The sequence below is a fragment of the Brachybacterium sp. sponge genome (assembly GCF_001613775.1).
In the GTDB taxonomy this organism is placed as follows: domain Bacteria; phylum Actinomycetota; class Actinomycetes; order Actinomycetales; family Dermabacteraceae; genus Brachybacterium; species Brachybacterium conglomeratum.
The window spans coordinates 316,147-335,919 of the sequence record NZ_LRMP01000001.1 but is presented as its reverse complement, the minus strand read 5'-3'; the positions used below and the strand labels follow the sequence as shown (position 1 = coordinate 335,919).

17 protein-coding genes and 1 riboswitch are annotated in these 19,773 nt (G+C 71.5%); of the genes, 10 read left to right on the top strand and 7 right to left on the bottom strand.

The features are described from left to right. Positions 1 to 12: 12 nt before the first annotated feature. From A4A78_RS01485 to ngcE, 3 genes are read right to left on the bottom strand one after another with little or no spacing between them, the layout of a single operon-like run. Entirely contained in the window at positions 13 to 1,050 is a 1,038-nt protein-coding gene (locus tag A4A78_RS01485) for a carbohydrate ABC transporter permease (RefSeq protein WP_062946670.1), read from the bottom strand. Continuing rightward, complete coding sequence (locus A4A78_RS01480; protein ID WP_062946669.1) at positions 1,050 to 1,970, bottom strand: carbohydrate ABC transporter permease; 921 nt, start codon at positions 1,968 to 1,970, stop codon at positions 1,050 to 1,052. Before A4A78_RS01480 ends, A4A78_RS01485 begins: the two co-directional genes overlap by 1 nt. Further along, the gene (gene ngcE / locus A4A78_RS01475; RefSeq protein WP_062946668.1) at positions 1,970 to 3,457 is read right to left on the bottom strand and encodes an N-acetylglucosamine/diacetylchitobiose ABC transporter substrate-binding protein; all 1,488 of its coding nucleotides are present in this window, start codon (positions 3,455 to 3,457) and stop codon (positions 1,970 to 1,972) included. The genes A4A78_RS01480 and ngcE overlap by 1 nt, the downstream gene beginning before the upstream one ends. Before the next feature lie 248 nt (positions 3,458 to 3,705). After that, positions 3,706 to 3,799: riboswitch (TPP riboswitch) on the top strand. A gap of 213 nt (positions 3,800 to 4,012) precedes the next feature. Here ngcE and A4A78_RS01470 point away from each other — a divergent pair. Next, on the top strand, positions 4,013 to 4,816 hold the full coding sequence (locus tag A4A78_RS01470; protein WP_062946667.1) for a 3-oxoacyl-ACP reductase: 804 nt from the start codon (positions 4,013 to 4,015) through the stop codon (positions 4,814 to 4,816). Continuing rightward, positions 4,816 to 6,180 (top strand): LLM class flavin-dependent oxidoreductase, encoded by a 1,365-nt coding sequence (locus A4A78_RS01465; protein ID WP_062946666.1) that lies wholly within the window; start codon positions 4,816 to 4,818, stop codon positions 6,178 to 6,180. The genes A4A78_RS01470 and A4A78_RS01465 overlap by 1 nt, the downstream gene beginning before the upstream one ends. Before the next feature lie 102 nt (positions 6,181 to 6,282). Here A4A78_RS01465 and A4A78_RS01460 read toward each other — a convergent pair whose 3' ends face one another. Next, on the bottom strand, positions 6,283 to 7,200 hold the full coding sequence (locus A4A78_RS01460) for a RimK family alpha-L-glutamate ligase (protein WP_062946665.1): 918 nt from the start codon (positions 7,198 to 7,200) through the stop codon (positions 6,283 to 6,285). A 517-nt stretch (positions 7,201 to 7,717) separates the two neighbouring features. On the opposite strand from A4A78_RS01460, the gene A4A78_RS01455 reads away from it, so the two are divergent. Further along, complete coding sequence (locus tag A4A78_RS01455; RefSeq protein WP_062946664.1) at positions 7,718 to 9,433, top strand: sodium:solute symporter family protein; 1,716 nt, start codon at positions 7,718 to 7,720, stop codon at positions 9,431 to 9,433. A 101-nt stretch (positions 9,434 to 9,534) separates the two neighbouring features. Then, positions 9,535 to 9,663, top strand: a complete 129-nt coding sequence (locus tag A4A78_RS18035) for a putative transporter small subunit (protein WP_126988771.1) — start codon at positions 9,535 to 9,537, stop codon at positions 9,661 to 9,663. 154 nt (positions 9,664 to 9,817) lie between these two features. Here the strand turns inward: A4A78_RS18035 and A4A78_RS01450 are convergent, their stop codons facing one another. Next, on the bottom strand, positions 9,818 to 10,858 hold the full coding sequence (locus A4A78_RS01450) for a Gfo/Idh/MocA family protein (protein WP_062946663.1): 1,041 nt from the start codon (positions 10,856 to 10,858) through the stop codon (positions 9,818 to 9,820). Positions 10,859 to 11,083: 225 nt separating this feature from the next. Here A4A78_RS01450 and A4A78_RS01445 point away from each other — a divergent pair, with 225 nt between their 5' ends. Further along, positions 11,084 to 11,437, top strand: coding sequence for a hypothetical protein (locus tag A4A78_RS01445; RefSeq protein ID WP_062946662.1), 354 nt, complete (start codon positions 11,084 to 11,086; stop codon positions 11,435 to 11,437). A gap of 40 nt (positions 11,438 to 11,477) precedes the next feature. On the opposite strand, the gene A4A78_RS01440 is transcribed toward A4A78_RS01445, so the two are convergent. Next, on the bottom strand, positions 11,478 to 12,413 hold the full coding sequence (locus A4A78_RS01440) for an aldo/keto reductase family oxidoreductase (protein WP_062946661.1): 936 nt from the start codon (positions 12,411 to 12,413) through the stop codon (positions 11,478 to 11,480). A gap of 293 nt (positions 12,414 to 12,706) precedes the next feature. Then, entirely contained in the window at positions 12,707 to 13,939 is a 1,233-nt protein-coding gene (locus A4A78_RS01435) for an ROK family transcriptional regulator (protein ID WP_062947924.1), read from the bottom strand. A gap of 260 nt (positions 13,940 to 14,199) precedes the next feature. On the opposite strand from A4A78_RS01435, the gene A4A78_RS01430 reads away from it, so the two are divergent. The 5 genes from A4A78_RS01430 to A4A78_RS01410 all read left to right on the top strand — a co-directional run bounded on the left by A4A78_RS01430 (position 14,200) and on the right by A4A78_RS01410 (position 19,720). Continuing rightward, a complete protein-coding gene (locus tag A4A78_RS01430) occupies positions 14,200 to 15,192 on the top strand; it encodes a carbohydrate ABC transporter permease (RefSeq protein ID WP_062946660.1) in 993 nt (330 codons plus the stop codon). Continuing rightward, positions 15,192 to 16,109: a carbohydrate ABC transporter permease gene (locus tag A4A78_RS01425; protein WP_062946659.1), complete on the top strand. Its 918-nt coding sequence runs from the start codon at positions 15,192 to 15,194 to the stop codon at positions 16,107 to 16,109. The genes A4A78_RS01430 and A4A78_RS01425 overlap by 1 nt, the downstream gene beginning before the upstream one ends. Next, positions 16,106 to 17,482, top strand: a complete 1,377-nt coding sequence (locus A4A78_RS01420; RefSeq protein WP_062946658.1) for an extracellular solute-binding protein — start codon at positions 16,106 to 16,108, stop codon at positions 17,480 to 17,482. The genes A4A78_RS01425 and A4A78_RS01420 overlap by 4 nt, the downstream gene beginning before the upstream one ends. 165 nt (positions 17,483 to 17,647) lie before the next feature. Then, positions 17,648 to 18,607: a Gfo/Idh/MocA family protein gene (locus A4A78_RS01415; protein ID WP_062946657.1), complete on the top strand. Its 960-nt coding sequence runs from the start codon at positions 17,648 to 17,650 to the stop codon at positions 18,605 to 18,607. 105 nt (positions 18,608 to 18,712) lie between these two features. Further along, complete coding sequence (locus A4A78_RS01410; protein ID WP_062946656.1) at positions 18,713 to 19,720, top strand: Gfo/Idh/MocA family protein; 1,008 nt, start codon at positions 18,713 to 18,715, stop codon at positions 19,718 to 19,720. Positions 19,721 to 19,773: the final 53 nt, after the last annotated feature.

The following is a 19,773-nucleotide window of genomic DNA, read 5'->3' as shown; positions in this document are numbered from 1 at the left end:
GGGCCCCGGGTGCTACTTCAGGGCGCCGGCGCTCAGGCCCTCCTGCACCTGCCTCTGGAAGAGGACGTACACGATCAGCACCGGGAGCATCGAGATGATCAGCCCTGCGAACAGCTGCGCCATCGACGTCGGTGAGGTCTCGTAGTTCTCCCCGAGGGCCAGCGCCGCCAGGCCCTGGCTGAGCACGAAGTTCGAGCGCTCCTCGTCCTGCTGCGGGTTCAGCACCTGCGGGAGCAGGAACTGGTTCCACTGCCCCAGCACGTTGAACACCCCGATCGAGATCAGCCCCGGCCTGGCCAGCGGCAGCATGATCCGGAAGAACACCCCGAAGTGCCCGGCACCGTCGAGGAACGCCGCCTCGGCGAGCTCCTTGGGGAGGGTGCGGAAGAACCCGGTGAGGAAGAAGATCGAGAACGGCAGGGAGAACGCGGCGTAGACGAGCACCAGGCCCAGGTTCGTCGCGAACAGTCCGAGCCCCTGCACGATCCGCACCAGCGGCACGATCGCGAGGAACACCGGGAAGGTCATCCCCGCCAGGTACAGCCAGTACAGCACCCGGCTGCCGGGGAAGGGATAGCGCGCCATCACGTAGGCGGTCATCACCGACAGCAGCATCGTCAGCACCACTCCGCCGCTGACCACGATCACGGTGTTGGTGAAGAACGCGCCGATGTTCGCCTGCTGCCAGGCGTCGACGTACACGCCCAGTCGCAGCTCGCCCGGCAGGCCGAAGGGGTCGTTGTAGATCTCCTCGTTGGTCTTCAGCGAGGAGGCGAGGATCCAGACCAGCGGCACCAGCACCACGAGCGCCCAGGGCACGAGCATCAGGTGCGGCAGGCCCGAGCCGCGGGGTCGATGCGGCCGACGGGGACGGTGCGGCCCGTCGGCCGACGGAGACGCGGTCGTCGCCGACGAGGCGGACCCGTCCGGGGAGTGCCCGGCGGGCTCGCCCGGCGGCCGGTCGTCGAGCGCGGGGCCCGTCGGCGCGGAGCTGACCTCGGGGCGCGGCTGCGCCGGTGCGGACGAGGAGGTCGCGGGGGAGGGGGTCATCAGTACTCGAGCTCCTCGCGCTTGGTGAGGCGGAAGGTGACCAGGGCCAGCGCCACGGAGCCGAGCATCATCACGGTGCCCATCGCCGAGGCGTAGCCGAACTGGGAGTTGAAGGAGAACGCGGTGCGGTAGAGGTAGGTCGACATGACATCGGCCCCCGAGTCCGCCGCCGTACCGGTCATCGACATCACGGCGACCAGCGCGTACGAGTCCAGGGTGCCGATCGCCAGATAGATCAGCGCGGTCTGGGCGTGGGACCAGATCAGCGGCAGGGTCACGTGCGCGAAGCTGCGCAGCCTCCCCGCCCCGTCCAGCGACGCCGCCTCGTACAGCTCCTGCGGCACCCCGCTCATCGCGGAGAGGAACAGGACCATGTAGAAGCCGACCGAGGACCACACCGCCGCCAGCGCGATCGCGAGCAGGATCGTGCGCGGGTTCCCGAGCGGGCCGTTCGGCACGACCGCGAGGATGTCGGTGCCCACCAGGCGCAGCAGGCCGTCCAGCAGTCCGCCGCGGGAGGCGTAGATGTAGCTGAACATGATGCCGATGATCACCACCGGCACCACCTGCGGGAAGAAGAACAGCACCCGGTAGGCGCCCGCCCCGCGGACGGCCCGGAGCGTGCCCGAGCCGCCGCGGGTGATCAGCGTGGCGAGCAGCAGCGCGAGCCCGAGGGTGACCACCGGGATGATCACCAGCAGCACCGCATTGTGCGACACCGCCCTCCACCACGCCCCGTCCCTCGCCATCCGCACGTAGTTGTCCAGCCCGACGTACTCGAGCGTGGGGGTAAAGCCCGTCCAGTTCGTGAACGAGATCTGCACCCCCTGCGCGAAGCTCGACAGGACGAACACCGAGTACAGGACCAGACCGGGCGTGATGAAGGTGAGGATCAGCCACCACCTTCCGCGCAGATGCATCAGCGGGTCTGCTTCGCGATCGCGTCGTCACCGGCGACCTGGTCCGCCGCCTTCTGGCAGCGGGCCAGGAAGCCGTCCACGTCGAGGTCGTCCAGCAGCAGCGCGATCAGCGCGGCGCGGGTCTCCTCCGCCATCGCCGGGTACCAGGTCGGGTACTTCACGACCTGCCAGGGCTCGACCGCGTTGGAGCGCTCGATCATCTCGGTGAGCGTCATGAACGGGTCGCTGAGCTGCTGGTCGTCGTGCGCGCCGGCGACCATGGTCACGCTGTTGGAGAGCTCGGCGTAGTTCTGCGAGGACTCCTTCGACAGCAGCGCGCGCAGCAGCTCGAGGGCGGCGGGCTTGTTCGCGGCGCCCTCGGGCACGAACCAGCCGGCCCCGGGGTTGTTCGGGGTGAGGTCGGCGAGCGTCGGATCCGGGGAGGGCAGCGCCGCGGCGGTCATGCGGAAGCCCTCGGGGATCGCGGACTTCATCTCGTTCTCCAGCCAGGCGCCGACGGGGATGAACACCGCCTCGTGGTTCAGCCACGCGGTCTGCGACTGGACGTGGGTCATCTGGGCGACGCCGGGGAGGATCAGCTCGTCGGTGCGCAGCTGCAGCAGCGCCTCCGCGGCCTCGCGCACGGCGTCCTGCTGCCAGGCACCGTCCTCGAGATTGTCGATGTTCTTCCAGACCTCCTGCCCGCCGATCTTCGCCACCAGAGGCTGGAGGATGCCTTCGTCGGGGTAGTTCGCGTGCTGGCCGGTGAAGGCGAACGGGAAGATCCCGTCGGCCTTGATCTCGGTGCAGAGCGTCATCAGCTCGTCCCAGGTGGTCGGCGCCTCCCAGCCCTTCTCCTCGAGGAGGGCGGCGTCGTGCCAGAGCGCCCAGGCGTACTGGACGGTGTTCAGCCCGACGAGGGTGCCGTCGACGGTGCCCGCCTCGCGCACGCCCGGGTTCAGGGACTCCTCCACGGTGATCTCGGAGTCGTCCCAGCTGGGCGCGGCCATGAGGTCCTCGAGCGAGGCGAGCTGGCCGTTCGCGGTCAGCGAGGTGATGTCCAGGGCGCCGGCGCCGGAGTTCTGGAAGAGGTCCGGGGGAGTGCCGTTCACGAACTGGGGCTGGAGGGTGCTGAGGTCCTCGGTGCGCACGATGTCCGCGGCGAGGTCCGGGTGCTTCTCCTCGAGGAGCTGCTCGGTGAGGTCGAGATACGGCACCCCGCCGCCGCCGTCGAAGACGAAGGCCTTCAGCTCGCCGCCGGCGACGCCGAAGGGATTCTCGGGGCTGGTCTCCGCGGCCCCGGCGGAGCCGCCGTCGGAGCCGCCCGCGTCGGCGCCCGGAGCGCCGGAGGTCGCGCAGGCGGAGAGGCCGGCCGCGCCGAGCGCCCCGGCGAGGCCGAGCAGCGCGCGGCGCGTGGTGCCGGTGCCGGCGCTGCCCGGGGCGGCGGGAGCGGGGGTGGTGCGGTGCGTGGAGAGGGCGGAGAGGCGGGAGGAGCGAGGGGTGGACACGACGGGCCTTTCGACGTCCGAGGGGTGACGACGACAGCGTGGCGGGCCGAGATGACGAGCCGGTGACCTCGAGATGAAAAGCGGCACCACGTTGTGTCGGCATGATGGTAACTATTTCCATCCGCTCTCGGAAGGGGCGCGCCCTCGTCGGTGCGCCCGCCCGGGAGGCGGACGTGCCGCAGCTCCACGAGCTGGGAGGCAGCTCGACGAGACCGGGAGCGCCCAGCGGCCGGCGGCGGGTACAGTCGGTGATCGACACGGGGTGCCCCGCCAGGGGCTGAGAGCACACCCGGAGAACCTGATCGAGTTCATGCTCGCGGAGGGATGTCGTCGATGCGCTGCGCGCTGTCGCCCTGCAGGCCACGGTCCTGCGGGCCAGGGCCGTGCTGGTCGCGAACCGGCACGCCGCCGCCCTGCACGCCGCCATCCCCTCTCCCGGTCCCCGTGTCGCCTCCCGCGCAGCGCCGCGCCCCGATCCGGCCCTGCTCCGACCGCGACGCGTCCCTCCCGCTCGGCGGCGGGCGTGCTCGCATGCCCTGAAAGGACCGCACGACCATGACCCCCTCCACCCCGATCACCCCCGCCTCCCGTACCGCCCCGCCGCTCTCGACGCAGGTCGTGCTCGTCACCGGGGGCGCTCGCGGCCTCGGCCGGGCCCTCACCGAGGCGTTCCTCCGCGAGGGAGCCAGGGTCGTCATCGACCACCTCACCAGCGAGGCCGCCGCCCGGGAGATCGCCGACGCGCACCCCGGCCGGGCGATCGCCGTGCGCGCCGACGTGCGCGAGCGCGACCAGGTCGGGGACCTGTTCGCCCGGGCCGAGGCCGAGTTCGGCGACCCCGTCGACACCGTCGTGAACAACGCCCTGGCCGGCTTCTCCTTCGACGGGGACGCCCGCGCGAAGGCGCACGAGATCGGCTACGAGGCCTTCGCGGGACAGTTCTCCGGCGCCGTGCAGGGCGCGCTGCACACCATCCAGTCCGCCCTGCCCGGCTTCGACCGCGCCGGCTCGGGACGCGTCGTCAACATCGGCACGAACCTCCTCCAGCACCCCGTCGTGCCCTACCACGACTACACCGCGGCGAAGGCGGCGCTGCTGGCCCTGACCCGCACCTTCGCCGCCGACCTCGGCCCCCGCGGCATCACGGTGAACATGGTCAGCGGCGGCCTGCTGCGCACCACCGACGCGAGCTCCGCGACCCCGGAGGCGGTGTTCGACGCGATCGCCGCGAGCACCCCGCTGCGCACTGTGACCACGCCCGCCGAGCTCGCCGACGCCGTGCTCCTCCTCGCCTCGCCCTGGGCACGGGCGATCACCGGGCAGAACCTCGTCGTCGACGGCGGGCTGGTGATGGACTGATGGCCGCCCACGCCCATGCCTCCGTGACCGGCGCCGCCCGCCGCCCGGTGCGACTGAACCTGTTCGCCCATGCCTGCGGCCACCACTCCGCGGCCTGGCGTGCGCCCGGCTCCTCGGTGGAGCGCCTCGCGGACATCACGTACTGGGAGGAGCTCGCGCGGATCGCGGAGCGGGGCCGGCTCGATGCGGTCTTCCTCGCCGACGGCCAGTCGATCGGCACGGCCGGCGTCGAGCGCGGCCCCGCCTGGATGCTCGAACCGCTCACCGCGCTCACCGCGATGGCCCGCGCCACGGAACGGGTCGGGCTGGTCACGACGGTCTCCAGCACCTTCTGGGACCCGTTCCACGCCGCCCGGCTGCTGGCGAGCCTGGACCACATCTCGCGCGGCCGGGCCGGGGTCAACGTCGTCACCTCGATGACCGACGAGGAGGCTCGCAACCACTCCATGACCGCCCTGCCGGGCCATGCGCAGCGCTACGCCACGGCGGGGGAGTTCCTCGAGGTGCTCCAGGGGCTGTGGGACTCCTGGCCGATGGACAGCATCCTCGCCGAACCGGACGGCGCCTACGTCGACCCCGCTCTCCTGCGTCCGCCGCTGCATCGCGGGGAGGCCTTCGCCGTCGACGGGCCCTTGAACGTGCCGACCCCGCCGCAGGGCCGCCCGGTCCTCTTCCAGGCCGGTGCCTCGGAGCCCGGGCGCGCGCTCGCCGCCCGACACGCCGAGGGGGTCTACGCCGTGGCCTGGGATCTCGCCTCCGCCCGCACCTATCGCAGCGACATCCGCTCCCGCGCTGCGGCGCTCGGACGCGACCCCGACGCCCTCGCCGTCATGCCGGGTCTGGTCCCCTACGTCGCCTCGACCGAGGAGGAGGCACGACGCCGCAAGGCCGAACTCGACGCCCTGCTGCCCGTGCAGGACTCGCTGCGCCAGCTCTCCTTCTTCGTCGGCCAGGACACGTCGGACTGGGAGCTCGACGCCCCCGTCCCGCCGCTGCCGCCGCTGGAGGAGTTCACCGGGCCGAAGGGCCGCTACGCCACGGTGCTGCGCATCCTCGAGACCGCCCGCCCGACCGTCCGCGAGCTGCTGGGGCTCCTCGCCGCAGGCGGCGGCCACGCGACCGTGATCGGCACCCCGGAGCAGGTGGCCGACGAGATCGAGCGCTGGGTCGATGGGGGAGGGGCCGACGGCTTCAACCTCATGCCCCCCACCCTGCCGGGCGGCATCGAGGAGTTCGTGGACCAGGTGGTGCCGGTGCTCCAACGGCGTGGGCGCTTCCGCTGCGAGTACGAGGGGACGACTCTGCGCGACCATCTCGGCCTGCCGCGGCCGCCGCAGGGGATGCCGGTGCCGACGGGGCGCTGACCGACGCTGGAGAGCGGCCGGTCGGACGGGACCGCTGAGGGAGGGGACGGGGCCTGTTCGCGGCGCCGGCCCCTCCCGCGGGAGGGGCGTCGCCCCGAGCGCTCAGAGCGAGCGCTCGGGCTCCGTCGCTCGGACCCGTCCCAGGATCGCGTCGACGAAGAGCTCCGTCACCTCCGGAGCGAGGTGCAGGTTGTAGGTCGGCTCGAACAGCTCCGCCTCGATCAGCACCCGCCCGTGCTCGGCCGAGTCGACCAGGTCGATCCGTCCGTACAGCGGCGTGCCGAGGCCGGTCACCTCGGCGACCGCCGCGAGCACCCGCTCGGCGAAGGCCTGCTCGTCGGCGGAGGCGCCCACGAGCTGGGGGTTCTCCTGGTACTGGCCGCCGCGCAGTCCGCCGCCGCGGGCGAGCAGCGCGCCCTTGGCGACCGCATGGGTGAAGCGGCCGTCGAGGGTGTAGACCGCCTTCTCGAGGCCCTCGGAGAGCTCGGGCACCTCGGGCTGGACCATCACGGTCCCGCCCGCGTCGAGGATCTCCCGGGCGAGGGCGAGCGCGGCGGGGTCCTCGCGCGCGAACAGGCCCGTGCGCTGCGATCCCGCGCCGACGGCGGGCTTCACGACCACGTGAGCGGCCTGCGTCGGCGCCGCAAGGGCGTCGCGGACCGGGTCGAGCGTGCGGTGGTAGCTCGTGGGGATCACGGGGATCCCCGCGGCCTCGAGCTCGAGGAGATAGTGCTTGTCCATGTTCCAGCGGATCAGCTTCGGCTCGTTGAGCACGCGGGTCTGCGTCCCCGCATGCTCGAGCCACGCCGCGAACTCCGCCGGGTGCTGGGCGTAGTCCCAGGGGCTGCGGAGCACGGCGAGGTCCCAGGAGGCCCAGTCGACCGACGTGTCGTGCCAGTCGAGCGAGTCCGCCTCGACGCCGCGATCGCGGAGGGCAGCGACCAGCGGCGCGCAGTCGCGGTCGGGATCGGCGGAGGTGAAGGCGCCGGGGGAGGTGGTCACGATGCCGATGCGCGTCATGATTTCGAGGGTAGGGCGCAGGGCGGGAGGTCCGACGCCGCGTCCGCCCGTGGGGCGGGCGGGAGCGAGCGCCCCCGGCCGAGGAGGGCGCCGACGGTCCTGCCGCAGGGGAGGGGCGCGCCGAGGGAACGTCCTGCATCTGTATGCGACGCATGCAGCCACGGTGTCCCGATCGCCACCCTGCGAATGTCTGACAATCAGCAATACCATGTGACCTGCAGTAGTTACTCGTTCGTTACCGGCTGCCTGGCAATCCCCTGAGGTCTGTGCGAGTATCTATGCGACTCCACGCGTGATCGAGGGCGGGGGAGCGGCCCGGGAGGGCCCACCCGTCCCCGCCGTCAGGGCGCGCCCCATGCGGCGCAGAGGCGAGACCTCGCCCGGGCGATGTTCGACGCGATCCGCGACGGGGGTCGATCGCCGGTCGGCCCCGCGAGGGGTCCCACCTGGCCCGAAGCGCCCCACGGCGCGGGGGACCGGCTGTACGTGACCGGTCCACCGCGACGAGAGGAAGTCCATGCCGCCCGCTCCCTCAGGCGAGATCATCCAGCTGGGAATCATCGGGATCGCCCTGCTCCTGCTCCTGTTCTACGGGGGCACGATGTGGATGTCCGTGGCGATCTCCCGCAAGCAGGAGAACGCCGACGACTACATGACCGCCGGCAACCGCATCGGCTTCGGCGTCTCCGCCGCCTCGATGACCGCCACCTGGATCTGGGCGTCCTCGATGTACGCCTCGGTGACCGCCGGCTACACCTACGGCGTCTCCGGCCCCATCCACTACGGGCTCTGGGGCGCGCTGATGATCCTGTTCATCTACCCCTTCGGCAAGCGGATCCGGAAGGTCGCCCCGCGCGCCCACACCCTCGCCGAGGTGATGTACGCCCGCCACGGCCGCTCCTCGCAGCTGATGCTCGCCGGCTCCAACGTGCTCGGCTCCGTCATCTCGCTGACCTCGAACTTCATCGCCGGCGGTGCGATCATCGCGATGCTCTCCCCGCTCAGCTTCGGCGCGGGCATCCTCATCATCGCCGGCGGCGTGCTCCTGTACACGCTGTGGTCCGGCTTCCGCGCCTCCGTCCTGACCGACTTCGCGCAGGTCCTGGCGATGCTCGGCGCGGCCGTCGTGATCATCCCGTCGGTGTTCTTCCTCGCCGGCGGCCCCTCGATGTTCGCCGAGGGGGTCGCGGCCGGGAACGTCACCCCGCAGCAGGAGAGCTTCTTCTCCTCCGACGCCTTCATGAACCAGGGTGCCCCCTACATCGCCGCGGTGCTCGCCTACGCGATCGGCAACCAGACCATCGCCCAGCGCCTCTTCGCCGTGCGCGAGGACCTCATCAAGCCCACCTTCGTCACCGCGACCGTCGGCTACGGCGCGACCGTGATCGGCGTGGGCATGCTCGGCGTGATGGCGCTGTACCTGGGCGTGGAGCCCATGGGCGGCGACGTGAACAACCTGATGCCGCAGATGGTCGGCACCTACCTGCCCGTCGCCCTGGTCGCTCTCGCCTTCGTGATGATCATCGGCTCGCTGTCCTCCACCGCGGACTCCGACCTCGCGGCGCTGAGCTCGATCGTGATGACCGACGTCTACGGCCAGTCCGTCGGCCGGAAGAACGTCGACCCGAAGCTCATGCTGCTCATCGGCCGGATCACGATGATCGTCGCGACGGGCCTCGCGCTCTACTTCGCCACCGCGCGCTTCAACATCCTGGACCTGCTGGTGTTCGTCGGCGCCCTGTGGGGCTGCCTGGTGTTCCCGGTCATCGCCTCCTTCTACTGGAAGAAGGTCACCAACCGCGCCTTCACCCTCTCCGTGATCGCCGCGCTGGTGGTGTTCCTTCCGGTGCGCTTCGAGCTGCTCCCGCTCGAGGGTGCCTGGGCGCTGGTGGTCGAGCTGCTGGCGATCATCGGCGTGGGCGTCGTGCTGGGGATCATGGCGTTCGGGTTCTTCGGACTGCGCGCCGCGATCGTGATCGGCGCGACGGCGACCATCGCGGTGCTGCCCTTCGGGTTCGGATACCTGCGTGACTACGAGACCCTCTCGGGATCGCTCGTCGCCTACGCCGTCTCGTTCCTGGTGTGCTGGGCGCTCAGCGTCCGCTCCTCGCAGGACTTCGACTTCTCGGTGATCCAGAAGGTCACCGGCGACTTCGACGAGGAGACGCTCGCCTCCGACCGCGAGGGCCTCGCCGACGACGACCGCCTCGCCGGGCGCGGCCCGGTCCGCTGACCCGTCGGCACCCTCACCGCCGGCGGCCCCGCGACGACGGGGCCGCCCCGACCACCGACCCTGCCGGCCGTGCGCCGGCCCCGCTCCCCGAAGGAGAGACCATGACCGCTCTGCTGACCGCCTACGTGCTCATGTGGCCTGTGCTCGTGCTCGGGATCCTCATCACGATCGTGCGCGGCTTCGCGAAGGACGCGCGCGAGGCCCGCAAGGAGGGCCACCCGATCATCTGAGCCCCGCTCGCCGGCCTGCGCGGCCGGTGCGCTGCGGGCACCTGCAGAAAGGGGCCTCCAGCGGCACGGTGCGACGACAGTCGTCGCGGCGTGCCGCTGGAGGCCCCTTGGTGCCGACGGTCCGGCGATGCGAACGCCACCGGGCCAGGCGGGGTCAGTTCCCGACGCCGCTGTTGCGGTAGGCGTCCTTGAGGATCCGCAGCGAGTCCATCGCCTCGGCGGGCCCGATCCAGAACGGCGCCTCGGAGTCCAGCCCGGCGTAGAAGTCGCGGATCAGCTCCTCGTGGGAGACGCCCCAGTAGGAGCGGCCTCCCGCGGTCGCGACCCGGTCGGAGAAAGAGTCCACCCGCCCGTCCTTCCAGCGCACGGTGAGACCGCCGACGGCGCCGGAGCGAACCTCGAGATAGGCGTTGTCGGTCTCGACCTCGATCTCGACGGGCCGCGCGACCGGCGCGGTGAGCGTCCCGTAGAAGGTGGTGGTGATGCCGGAGGCGTGATGGAGCACGAGGTCGGCGGTGTCCTCGGTCTCGACGACGCCCGCGAACTTCTTCTGCGAGACCAGTCCCTCGGTCCGCTCGACCGGGCCCAGCAGCCACTGCACGAGGTCGAGGGTGTGGATCGCCTGGTTGATCAGCAGCCCGCCGCCCGCGGTCTCCCAGCGGCCGCGCCACGGCTTGGCCGCGTAGTACTCCGCAGTGCGCGACCAGACCACCGACGCATAGGCGCCGCGGACCGCGCCGAGGTCCCCGCTCGCCAGCAGGCGGCGCAGCTCCTGGCTGCCGCGGTTGTAGCGGTTCTGGAAGCAGATCGCGATCTTCGGCGCGCCCGCACCGCCGTCGGCCCGCGGGGCGGAGACGGCGTCCAGCGCCTCGACCAGGCGCTCGCCCTCGGCGAGCGTGTGCGCGAGCGGCTTCTCCTGGAGCACATGCACGCCCCGCTCGAGCGCGGTGAGGGAGGGGCCGACGTGCTGGTCGTGCGGCGTGGTGACGTGCACGGCGTCGGGGCCGAGGGCGTCGATCAGCTCCTCGACGCACGCGAAGGTCGGCAGCCCCGTGTCGGCGGCGGCGCGCTCCCGCGCGGCGGGGTCGACGTCCGCGATGCCGACGAGCTCGAGCCCGTCGATCGCCTCGATCGCCCCGGCATGGACGACGGAGACGTCCCCGTAGCCGATCAGACCGATGCGACGCTGCGCCATGAGCCGTGCCTCCTCGCCGCTCCGCTGCGGCACCTGGATGGATAGAGAGAATCCCGACCATTCTCCCCGGTGGGGTGACGGCGCGGTAGCCGTTGCCATGCGATGCCCGTCCTCGCCTGCCCGCGCCCGGGGACTTCTCCCCATCGACGGCGGCGCGGGGGTCGGCCAGACTGAAGGCGACGGCCCCGGGGAGGGCCGGCATCGCATCGACCTCCAGGGGGAGCCATGACCGCAGGCCAGCGTTTCGAGGACCAGAGCACCATGCGTCCGGGGGACGCGCCGCGCAGCCTGTGGGTCGGGCTCGTCGTCGGCCTGCTCGCCTTCGTCCTGAAGCTGACGTTCTCCTCCACCCGCACCGTCAACGGCGCGATGGTCGAGTGCTCGTACTTCGACGCGGGCGCCCTGATCGCCGCTGGCGTGTGCCTGCTGTGCGGGATCCTCGCGATCACTTCGAAGCTGCGCCGCCCCCGTCACTTCCCGATGCACGCCGGGGTCGTGCTCGGGGTGTCCGGGTTCGTGCTGCTCCTGGCCGTGGTGCATGTACTGCGGGCGTTCGGGATCGTCGGTGGGATCTGCTGAGCGGGGCCCGCCGACGCGGGGGGACGCCGCAGGGGTCGGCTCAGGGCACGATCCAGCCGGCCGCGCGGAACAGCTCGTACCACTCGGCGCGGGTCAGCGGCACCTCGGAGCCGGCGGCGGAGTCCGCGACCCGCTGCGGGGTGGTGGTGCCGAGCACCACCTGCATCTGCGCCGGGTGGCGGGTGATCCATGCGGTCGCGATGCCCTCGGGGGCCACGTCGTACTTCGCCGCCAGGCGGTCGATGACGGCATTGAGCTCGGCGTGCTCCGGATGGCCGAGGAAGACCCCGTCGAAGAAGCCCGCCTGGAACGGGGACCAGGCCTGGACCGTGATGTCGTTCAGGCGGCAGAAGTCGAGGATCCCGCCGCCGTCGCGCACCAGCGCCTGGTCCGTGCCCTGCATGTTCGAGGCGACGCCCTGGGCGATGATCGTCGAGTGCGTGATCGACAGCTGCAGCTGGTTGGCGACGATCGGCTGGTCCAGATGCTTCTGCAGCAGCTCGATCTGGCGCGGGGTGTGGTTGGAGACGCCGAAGTGGCGCACCTTGCCGCTCGCGTGCAGCTCGTCGAAGGCACGCGCGACCTCCTCCGGCTCGACCAAGGCGTCGGGGCGGTGCAGCAGCAGGATGTCGATGCGGTCCGTGCGCAGCGCCTTCAGCGATCCCTCGACCGACTCGACCAGGTGCTCGTAGCTGTAGTCGAAGTACGGGCCGTCGGTGACGATCCCGGCCTTGGTCTGGATGGTGACCTGGTCGCGCTCCGACGGGGTCAGTGCGAGAGCCTCGGCGAAGCGCTCCTCGCAGCGGTGCTTCTGCCCGCCGTAGATGTCGGCGTGGTCGAGGAAGTCGATGCCGGCGTCGCGTGCGGTGCGGACCAGGGTGCGGATCTCGTCGTCGGACTTCTCGGCGATCCGCATCAGACCGAGCACGACGTTCGGGGCGGTGATGTCGGTGTGGGGGAGGGTGAACTGCTTCATGGCATGACCTCGTCGGCATTCTGGGCGGGGCGCCGGCTCCCGGCGCAGGACGCCCGTGCGGCGCCGCCGCACCGAAGCCTACGCGCCCCCGCCGCGTGGCCTCTGCCTCCCCGCCCTCTGCCTCCGGTCCTGCCCAAGCCCCGTCACCCTGCCCCCGCCGCCCGCAAACTTCTGCGCTCTCTGTGTGACCTCAATGCCCTATGGCGGTTGAGGTCACGCAGAGAGCGCATTTGTGTGCGGCAGGACTCGCACGTCGGCTGCGGCGGGGCCTGCGCGGCAGCGCGAGGGGAGGGTCAGCGCACGGCGGGGGAGAGCTCCCGCTGCAGGAAGAGCGCCGCCGCGCCGAGCGCGCCGACCCCGTCGCCGAGCTGCGAGGACTCGATCGCCACCTGCTCGGGCGGGGCGTCCCGCCGCACCCGCTCCTCGATCCTCGCCAGCACGTGCGGGGCGAGCACGTCCCAGTGCGGCCCGCCGAGCACCACCCGGTGCGGGTCGTGGATGCCGACGAGGCTGCGCAGCGCCTCGCCGAGCGCGGCGCCGTAGCCCTCGAGCAGCGCCGCGGCGACCGGCTCCCCGTCCTGCGCCGCGCGCGCCAACGGTGCGAGCGAGTCGGGGCACCCGCCGCCCGACCGCTCGGGGTCGGGCAGCCCCGCCTCCGCCATCGCGGCCAGCAGCACGGAGACGTCCGTGAACCGGCTCAGGCAGGCCCGGCGCCCGCAGCCGCACATCTCCCCATCCAGCCCTGTCGGCAGGTGGCCGATCTCCCCAGCCAGCGCCGCGGCGCCGTGGTGGACGCGCCCGCCGACGCTCACCGCCGAGCCGATCCCGGCGCCGGCGAAGACGTACAGCACGGTCTCCTCCTGCACCCGCTCCTCGGGCCGCCGGCCGGCGGACCAGTTCTCGGCCGTGAGCGCGGCGTTGGTGTCCTTGTCGAGCACCACCGGCAGCCCGGTCGCGGCGCCGAGCTCCTGCACCAGCGGCACGCCGCGCCAGCCCGGCAGCCAGGGCGGGTTCACCACCAGTCCGCGCCGCACGTCGATCCCGCCGGGGCTCGCGACGCCGATCCCGAGCATCGCCTCGCGCGCCGTGGCGCCGCCGGGCGTGCGCCAGCCCTCCGCCTCGAGCGTCTCCTGCATCCCGCGCAGGGCGTCCGCGATCCGGGCGATGTCCTCGGCAGGGGAGTCCGTCGGCGCCGGCAGCGAGCGGTGCAGGACCGGCCTGCCCAGCAGGTCCACCACGACCAGCGCGATCTGCGAGGGGTCCAGGTGCACGCCGGCCGCGAGCTGCGCCGTGGGCACGATCCGCAGCACCGTGCGGGGCTTGCCGCGGGAGCCGGCGAGGGTCCCGTCGGTCTCGATCAGGCCCCGCTCCCGCAGGCGCCGGGTGATCAGCGAGACCGCCTGGCGGGAGAGCCCGCTGGTGGTGACCACCTCGGACTGCGAGGTCCCCTCGGGGGCGCTGCGCACCGCGTCCAGCACGATCAGCTCGTTGCGCTGACCGAGGTCGAGCATCGTCCTGCCCTGCATCCCCACCACACCCTCGCCTCCCGGAATGTCCGGATCCCGTCTGTGGATCCCGAGTATCTCCCGTCGGCCCCTTCCCTTTAGTCCAACGGTGTGAGTAATGTACGTCACCAGCGTCGCACCGCGGCGTCGGTCCCGGGATCGGAGGCGACTCCGCCCGGGTCGGGTGCCCGCCTCGCGCGGCCCCCTCGGCCCCGCAGCAGCGGCCGAGCACCTCACCGGCACGACACGGACGTCGTGCCCTTCAGTGGAAGGAGGGACCGATGAGCTCACCCCAGGCAGTCGACTCGCGCACCGCGGGTCCCGGCATCGCCGCCGCCCGGGCGGCCGTCGCAGCGCAGCCCGCGCGTCCCCGCCCGGGCAGGTCGACGGTCCGCCGTCACAACCTGCGCACCGGGCTGCTGTTCATCTCGCCCTGGATCGTCGGCGTGCTGATCTTCATCGTCTACCCGGTCGCGTACTCGATCGGGCTGAGCTTCACGCGCTACTCGGGCATGGAGGCCCCCACCTGGGTGGGCCTGCAGAACTACGTCACCGCCTTCATGGACCCGCTGGTGCGGACCTCGGTGGGCAACACCGTCTTCTACGCCGTGATCGCGGTGCCGCTGGGCCTGATCGTGGCGCTGTCCCTGGCGCTGGCGATGAACCAGAACGTGCGCGAGGTGGCGCTGTACCGCACGATCTTCTACGCCCCCTCGCTCATCCCGGCCTTCGCGATGTCGTTCATCTTCATCGTCTTCCTGAACCCGCAGTTCGGTGTGTTCAACCAGGTCCTGGGCCTCTTCGGCGGCTCGAACGTGAACCTGCTCGGGGACCCGACGGGCGTGAAGATCGCGATCATCCTGATGGCGCAGCTCGGCGCCGGCAACGCCGCCCTGATCTTCCTGGCGGGTCTGCGGAACGTGCCGCGCACCGTCTACGAGGCGGCGCGCGTGGACGGCGCCGGACCGATCCGGCAGTTCGTCTCGATCACCTTCCCGCTGCTGACCCCGGTGCTGCTGTTCAACCTGATCACCGGCGTCTCCGGCGCCCTGCAGGTGTTCACCGAGGCGTACATCGTCACCAACGGCACCGGCGACCCTGACGCGGGCGCGCTGTTCTACATGATGTACCTCTACAAGAACGCCTTCGGCTTCGCCGAGCTGGGCTACGCCTCCGCGCTCGCGGTGCTGCTGTTCCTCGTCGGCCTCGCCCTCGCCCTGCTGATCTTCTGGCTCTCGCGCCGGTTCGTGAACTACGACGTGGAGGCCGGCTGATGAGCAGCATGATCCAGACCGACACCTCGAAGGTCGTCCGCTCCAAGAAGGCGGGCGCCGAGCAGTACAACCGTCGGGCCGACGGCACGCCCCGCCCCTGGTACTCCACCGCCATCGCCCGCGTGGTGATGATCGCGCTGAGCCTTCTGTTCCTGCTCCCGCTGTACTGGATGATCGCCTCGGCGCTGAAGTCCGACGAGGAGCTGGCGCAGTTCCCGCCCACCCTGATCCCGCAGAGCTGGGAGTTCGGGAACTTCGTCGACGCCGTCACCGCGATGCCGTTCCTGCAGTTCTTCGCGAACTCCGCGATCATCACCGTCTCGGTGGTGGTGCTCTCGGTGCTGTCGAACTTCGTGATCGCCTACGGCTTCGCCTGCATCGACTGGCCGGGCCGGGACAAGATGTTCTACGTCGTCATCGCGACGTTGTTCCTGCCCTTCCCGGTCACGCTGATCCCGATGTTCGACCTGTGGGCGCGGCTGGGACTGGTCAACACGCTGTTCCCGCTGATCATCCCGGCGGCCTTCGGCTCCGCGTTCTACGTGTTCCTGCTGCGCCAGTTCATGCTGCAGATCCCCCGGGCGATGCTCGACGCCGCACGCGTGGACGGCGCCAGCGAGTGGCGGATCCTGTGGACCATCGCGTTCCCGACCTCGCTGCCGGCGCTGACCACCGTCGCGATCTTCGCCGCGGTCGCCTCGTGGAACGACTTCATGGGACCGCTGATCTACCTGCAGGACCAGGACGTCCAGACCCTCTCAATCGGTCTGCAGGCGTTCCGCTCGGTCAATGCGCAGGACGTCTCCTTCAACCTGCTGATGGCCGCATCGTTCCTGGTGATCCTGCCCCTGCTGGTCCTGTTCTTCGTCTTCCAGCGGTACTTCATCCGCGGCATCACGATCGGAGGCTTCAAGTGATCTCGAGGCGATCCCTCCTCGCCGGCGCCACCGCCGCCGGCCTCGGCCTGGGCCTCGGCGCCTGCGCCTCCTCCCCCGACGCGGGGCCGAACGTCATCCGCTACTGGGGCGTCGGCGCGGCCGACAAGGACAAGGACGAGCAGGTCCGCGACGCCTTCCTGGAGACCGACGCCGGGAAGGACGCCCAGATCTACATCGATCAGGTGCCCTCCTCCGGCGTGGCCGACATGTCCCAGATCATCACCGCGGTGCGCGGCGGGACCGCCCCGGACCTGTGGTGGATGGACCGCTTCAACGCGGTGCAGAACGCCTCCATCGGGCTGCTCGAGCCGCTGGACGACCTCATCGAGAAGTACGAAGACGTCTCCCCGGAGGAGTTCAAGTCCCAGTGGATCCAGTTCGCGGTCGACGAGCTGACCTACGAAGGGAAGCTCTACGGACTGCCCTGCACCACCGACGCCCGCGGCCTGATGTACAACGAGGACGTGCTGCGGGACGCCGGGGTGGACCTGGACCTGTTCGACCCCGCGAAGCACGTCATCACCTGGGACCAGCTCGGCGACGTCGTCGAGCAGGTCGTCGAGACCGACGACCGCGGGAACTACACCCGCTTCGGCTTCGCGCCCTGGCTCGGCGAGGGCTGGCCGTACACCTGGGCCTTCGGGCTCGACGCCCAGGCGTACGACAACGACAGCGCGACCGTCACCCTCGACTCGCCCGAGTGGGAGTCGGTGTTCCAGCTGTACGCGGACTGGGCCGAGCGCTTCCCGTACGCGACGGTCGACGCCTTCATGGCAACCTACCAGCCGCCGAACGCGCCGCCCACCCAGACGGCGATGTTCAGCGGACGGCTCGCGATCGACATCACCGGCCCCTGGCAGATCTCCGGCAACGAGAAGTACGCCCCGGACCTGCCGCTGAAGTTCACCTATCTGCCCGTCGCGCAGGAGGGCGATCCGACCTACACCTGGTCCGGCGGGCAGTGCCTGGTGATCCCCGCCGGCGCGAACATCACGAGGACCCTCTGGGAGTTCCTGAAGTTCTACGCCGGCTTCCAGGGCCAGTCCACCGTGGTGCCTCAGTTCGGCAACCTCCCCACGAACCTCCGCGCCATCGAGGAGGGGACGTACAACCCCAAGGCCGAGCTGTTCCGGCAGATGCTGCCGAACTCGACCTCCCGCCCGCCGCTGCCCGTCGGCTCGGCGATGTGGGACACCCTCACCCGCGCCCGCTCCTCGGTCGCGCTCGGCTCCCGCACCCCGGCCGCGGCGGTCGCCGACAACCAGTCGATGATCGCCCCGAAGATGGACCTCTTCGAGGGGTACCGGATGCCGGACACCTACGGGCAGCCGAGCCCCGTGCCCGGCAGCTGACCGACGGCGGTAGGGGCTCGTCGGGCCCCTGCCGCCGCCCCGACCCGTCGGCCCGAGCGGCCGACCCATCGACCCGTCGGCCGAAGCGGCCGACCCCTGAGACCCGTCGGCCCGCCCGGGCCGGCGCCCCACCCCCGACCACGACGGGAAGAAGGACCCCACCTCATGACCCACCCCCTGCGCATCGCCGTGCTCTCCGCCTGGCACGTCCACGCCGAGGAGTACGGCCGCGCCGCGATCGACCACCCGGACACGGAGCTCGTGGCCGTCTGGGACGACGACGCGGAGCGCGGCCGCGAGCTCGCGGACCGCCTCGGCGTCCCCTTCGAGGCGGACCTCGAGGCGCTGCTGGCCCGCGAGGACCTCGACGGCGTCACCAACACCACCGCCACCACCGACCACGACCAGATCCTGGGCCGCGTGATCTCCGCCGGGAAGCACGTCTTCACCGAGAAGCTGCTCTCGCCCACGGTGGAGGGCTGCGACGCCCTGACCAGCGCCGCGGAGGCCGCGGGCGTGCAGATCACCGTGTCCCTGCCGCGCCTCGCGCACGCCTACACCCTCGCCCTGCGCGAGGTGCTCGACGCGGGCCGGCTCGGCCGCCTCACCTACTCCCGCGTGCGCCTGGCCCATAACGGCTCGATCGCCGACTGGCTGCCCGCGCGCTTCTACGACCCGGCCGAGGCGATCGGCGGCGCGTTCTCCGACCTCGCCGCGCATCCCGTCTACCTCACCCAGCTGATCCTGGGGGAGGAGGCCGCGACCGTCCGCGCGAGCTACACCGACATGACCGGCCGCGGCGTCGAGGACAACGCAGTCGTCACGATCACCACCCCGGACGGCGCGATCGGCGTGATCGAGACCGGCTTCGTCACCCCCGCCAGCCCCTTCTCGATCGAGGTGCAGGGCACCGCCGGGACCGTGCAGTACGACGACGCCGAGAAGCGGATGCGGCTCGGCACGGCCGACGGGTGGGAGGACCTCCCGCTCCCGGCCGACGGGCCCGCCCCCTTCGACCAGTGGGTCGAGGCGATCCGCAGCGGGGTGCCGACCAGCGAGAACCTCGCCCGCGCCCGCGCGCTGACCGCCCTGACCGTCGCCGCCAACAGCGCCGCGAGCGCCTGACCCCGGCGGCCGACGGTTCGGGCCGTCGGCCGCCTCATGACCTGCCGGGACCGATCCCGTCGGCCCGGCCTGCACGACCGCACCGCAGACCTCCAAGGAGCACCCATGACCGTCACCCTCCCCGTCCGCATCGGCATCATCGGCGGCGGCGGCATCGCCAACGCCCACCTCAAGGGCTACGCCGCGATCACCGACCGCGCCCGCATCACCGCGATCGCCGACGTGAACCCCGAGGCCCTCGCCGCCCGCACCGAGGAGACCGGCGCGACCGGCTACGCCGACTTCCACGAGCTCGTGAAGGACCCGGACGTCGACGCCGTCGACATCTGCCTGCCCCACCACCTGCACCGCGACGCGATCGTCGCCGCGGCCGAGGCCGGCAAGCACATCCTGTGCGAGAAGCCGCTGTGCCTGACCGGCGAGGAGGCCGCCGAGGTGCGCGCCGCCGTCGAGAGGGCCGGCGTCACTCTCATGTGCGCCCACAACCAGCTGTTCCTCCCCGCCGTCGCCAAGGCGAAGGAGATCATCGACTCCGGGCAGCTGGGCGACGTCTACGAGGTGCGCACCACCGACTCGTTCTACAACGACTTCGACCCCGCGAACATGGGCTGGCGCGCCCACGCCGCGACCAGCGGCGGCGGCGAGTACATCGACACCGGCTACCACCCCACCTACCTGCTCATGCACCTCTCCGGCGGCAAGCCGGTCTCCGCCTTCGCGATGATGTCCACCCACCGCCTGAAGTTCATGGAGGGCGAGGACTCCGCGCAGGTGCTGGTCCGCTTCGACAACGGCTCGGTGGGGCAGCTGGTGACCTCCTGGGCCTACGAGGCCGCGCCCGGCACCGACCGCTTCTCGGTGGTCGGGGAGAAGGGCTCGCTCTCCTCCGACGGCACCACCCTGCGCGTGAAGCTGCGCGGCGGGGAGGAGCAGGTCGTCGAGCACGAGAGCGTGGACACCTTCGCCGCCGAGATCGCGGACTTCGTCACCTGCCTCGAGACGGGCCGCCGCCCGCTGAACACCGAGGACGAGGGCATCGCCGTGCTCGGCATCATCCTCGCGGCCTACGAGAGCTCCCGCACCGGGGCCGCCGCGGAGGTGCTCTCCGTCTGAGCCGCTGCGGTTGCGCATGATTCCGCGTCCTCTCCGTGACCTCGCCCGCCATA

Excerpts from the sequence above, each read along its gene's own strand:
- A4A78_RS01415 (WP_062946657.1), top strand. The coding sequence starts at position 17,648 with ATGACCCACCCCCTGCGCATCGCCGTGCTCTCCGCCTGGCACGTCCAC.
- A4A78_RS01460 (WP_062946665.1), bottom strand. The coding sequence starts at position 7,200 with ATGACGCGCATCGGCATCGTGACCACCTCCCCCGGCGCCTTCACCTCC.
- A4A78_RS01485 (WP_062946670.1), bottom strand. The coding sequence starts at position 1,050 with ATGACCCCCTCCCCCGCGACCTCCTCGTCCGCACCGGCGCAGCCGCGC.
- A4A78_RS01445 (WP_062946662.1), top strand. The coding sequence starts at position 11,084 with ATGACCGCAGGCCAGCGTTTCGAGGACCAGAGCACCATGCGTCCGGGG.
- A4A78_RS01410 (WP_062946656.1), top strand. The coding sequence starts at position 18,713 with ATGACCGTCACCCTCCCCGTCCGCATCGGCATCATCGGCGGCGGCGGC.
- A4A78_RS01480 (WP_062946669.1), bottom strand. The coding sequence starts at position 1,970 with ATGCATCTGCGCGGAAGGTGGTGGCTGATCCTCACCTTCATCACGCCC.
- A4A78_RS01425 (WP_062946659.1), top strand. The coding sequence starts at position 15,192 with ATGAGCAGCATGATCCAGACCGACACCTCGAAGGTCGTCCGCTCCAAG.
- A4A78_RS18035 (WP_126988771.1), top strand. The coding sequence starts at position 9,535 with ATGACCGCTCTGCTGACCGCCTACGTGCTCATGTGGCCTGTGCTCGTG.
- A4A78_RS01430 (WP_062946660.1), top strand. The coding sequence starts at position 14,200 with ATGAGCTCACCCCAGGCAGTCGACTCGCGCACCGCGGGTCCCGGCATC.
- A4A78_RS01450 (WP_062946663.1), bottom strand. The coding sequence starts at position 10,858 with ATGGCGCAGCGTCGCATCGGTCTGATCGGCTACGGGGACGTCTCCGTC.
- A4A78_RS01470 (WP_062946667.1), top strand. The coding sequence starts at position 4,013 with ATGACCCCCTCCACCCCGATCACCCCCGCCTCCCGTACCGCCCCGCCG.
- A4A78_RS01435 (WP_062947924.1), bottom strand. The coding sequence starts at position 13,939 with ATGCAGGGCAGGACGATGCTCGACCTCGGTCAGCGCAACGAGCTGATC.
- A4A78_RS01455 (WP_062946664.1), top strand. The coding sequence starts at position 7,718 with ATGCCGCCCGCTCCCTCAGGCGAGATCATCCAGCTGGGAATCATCGGG.
- A4A78_RS01440 (WP_062946661.1), bottom strand. The coding sequence starts at position 12,413 with ATGAAGCAGTTCACCCTCCCCCACACCGACATCACCGCCCCGAACGTC.
- A4A78_RS01465 (WP_062946666.1), top strand. The coding sequence starts at position 4,816 with ATGGCCGCCCACGCCCATGCCTCCGTGACCGGCGCCGCCCGCCGCCCG.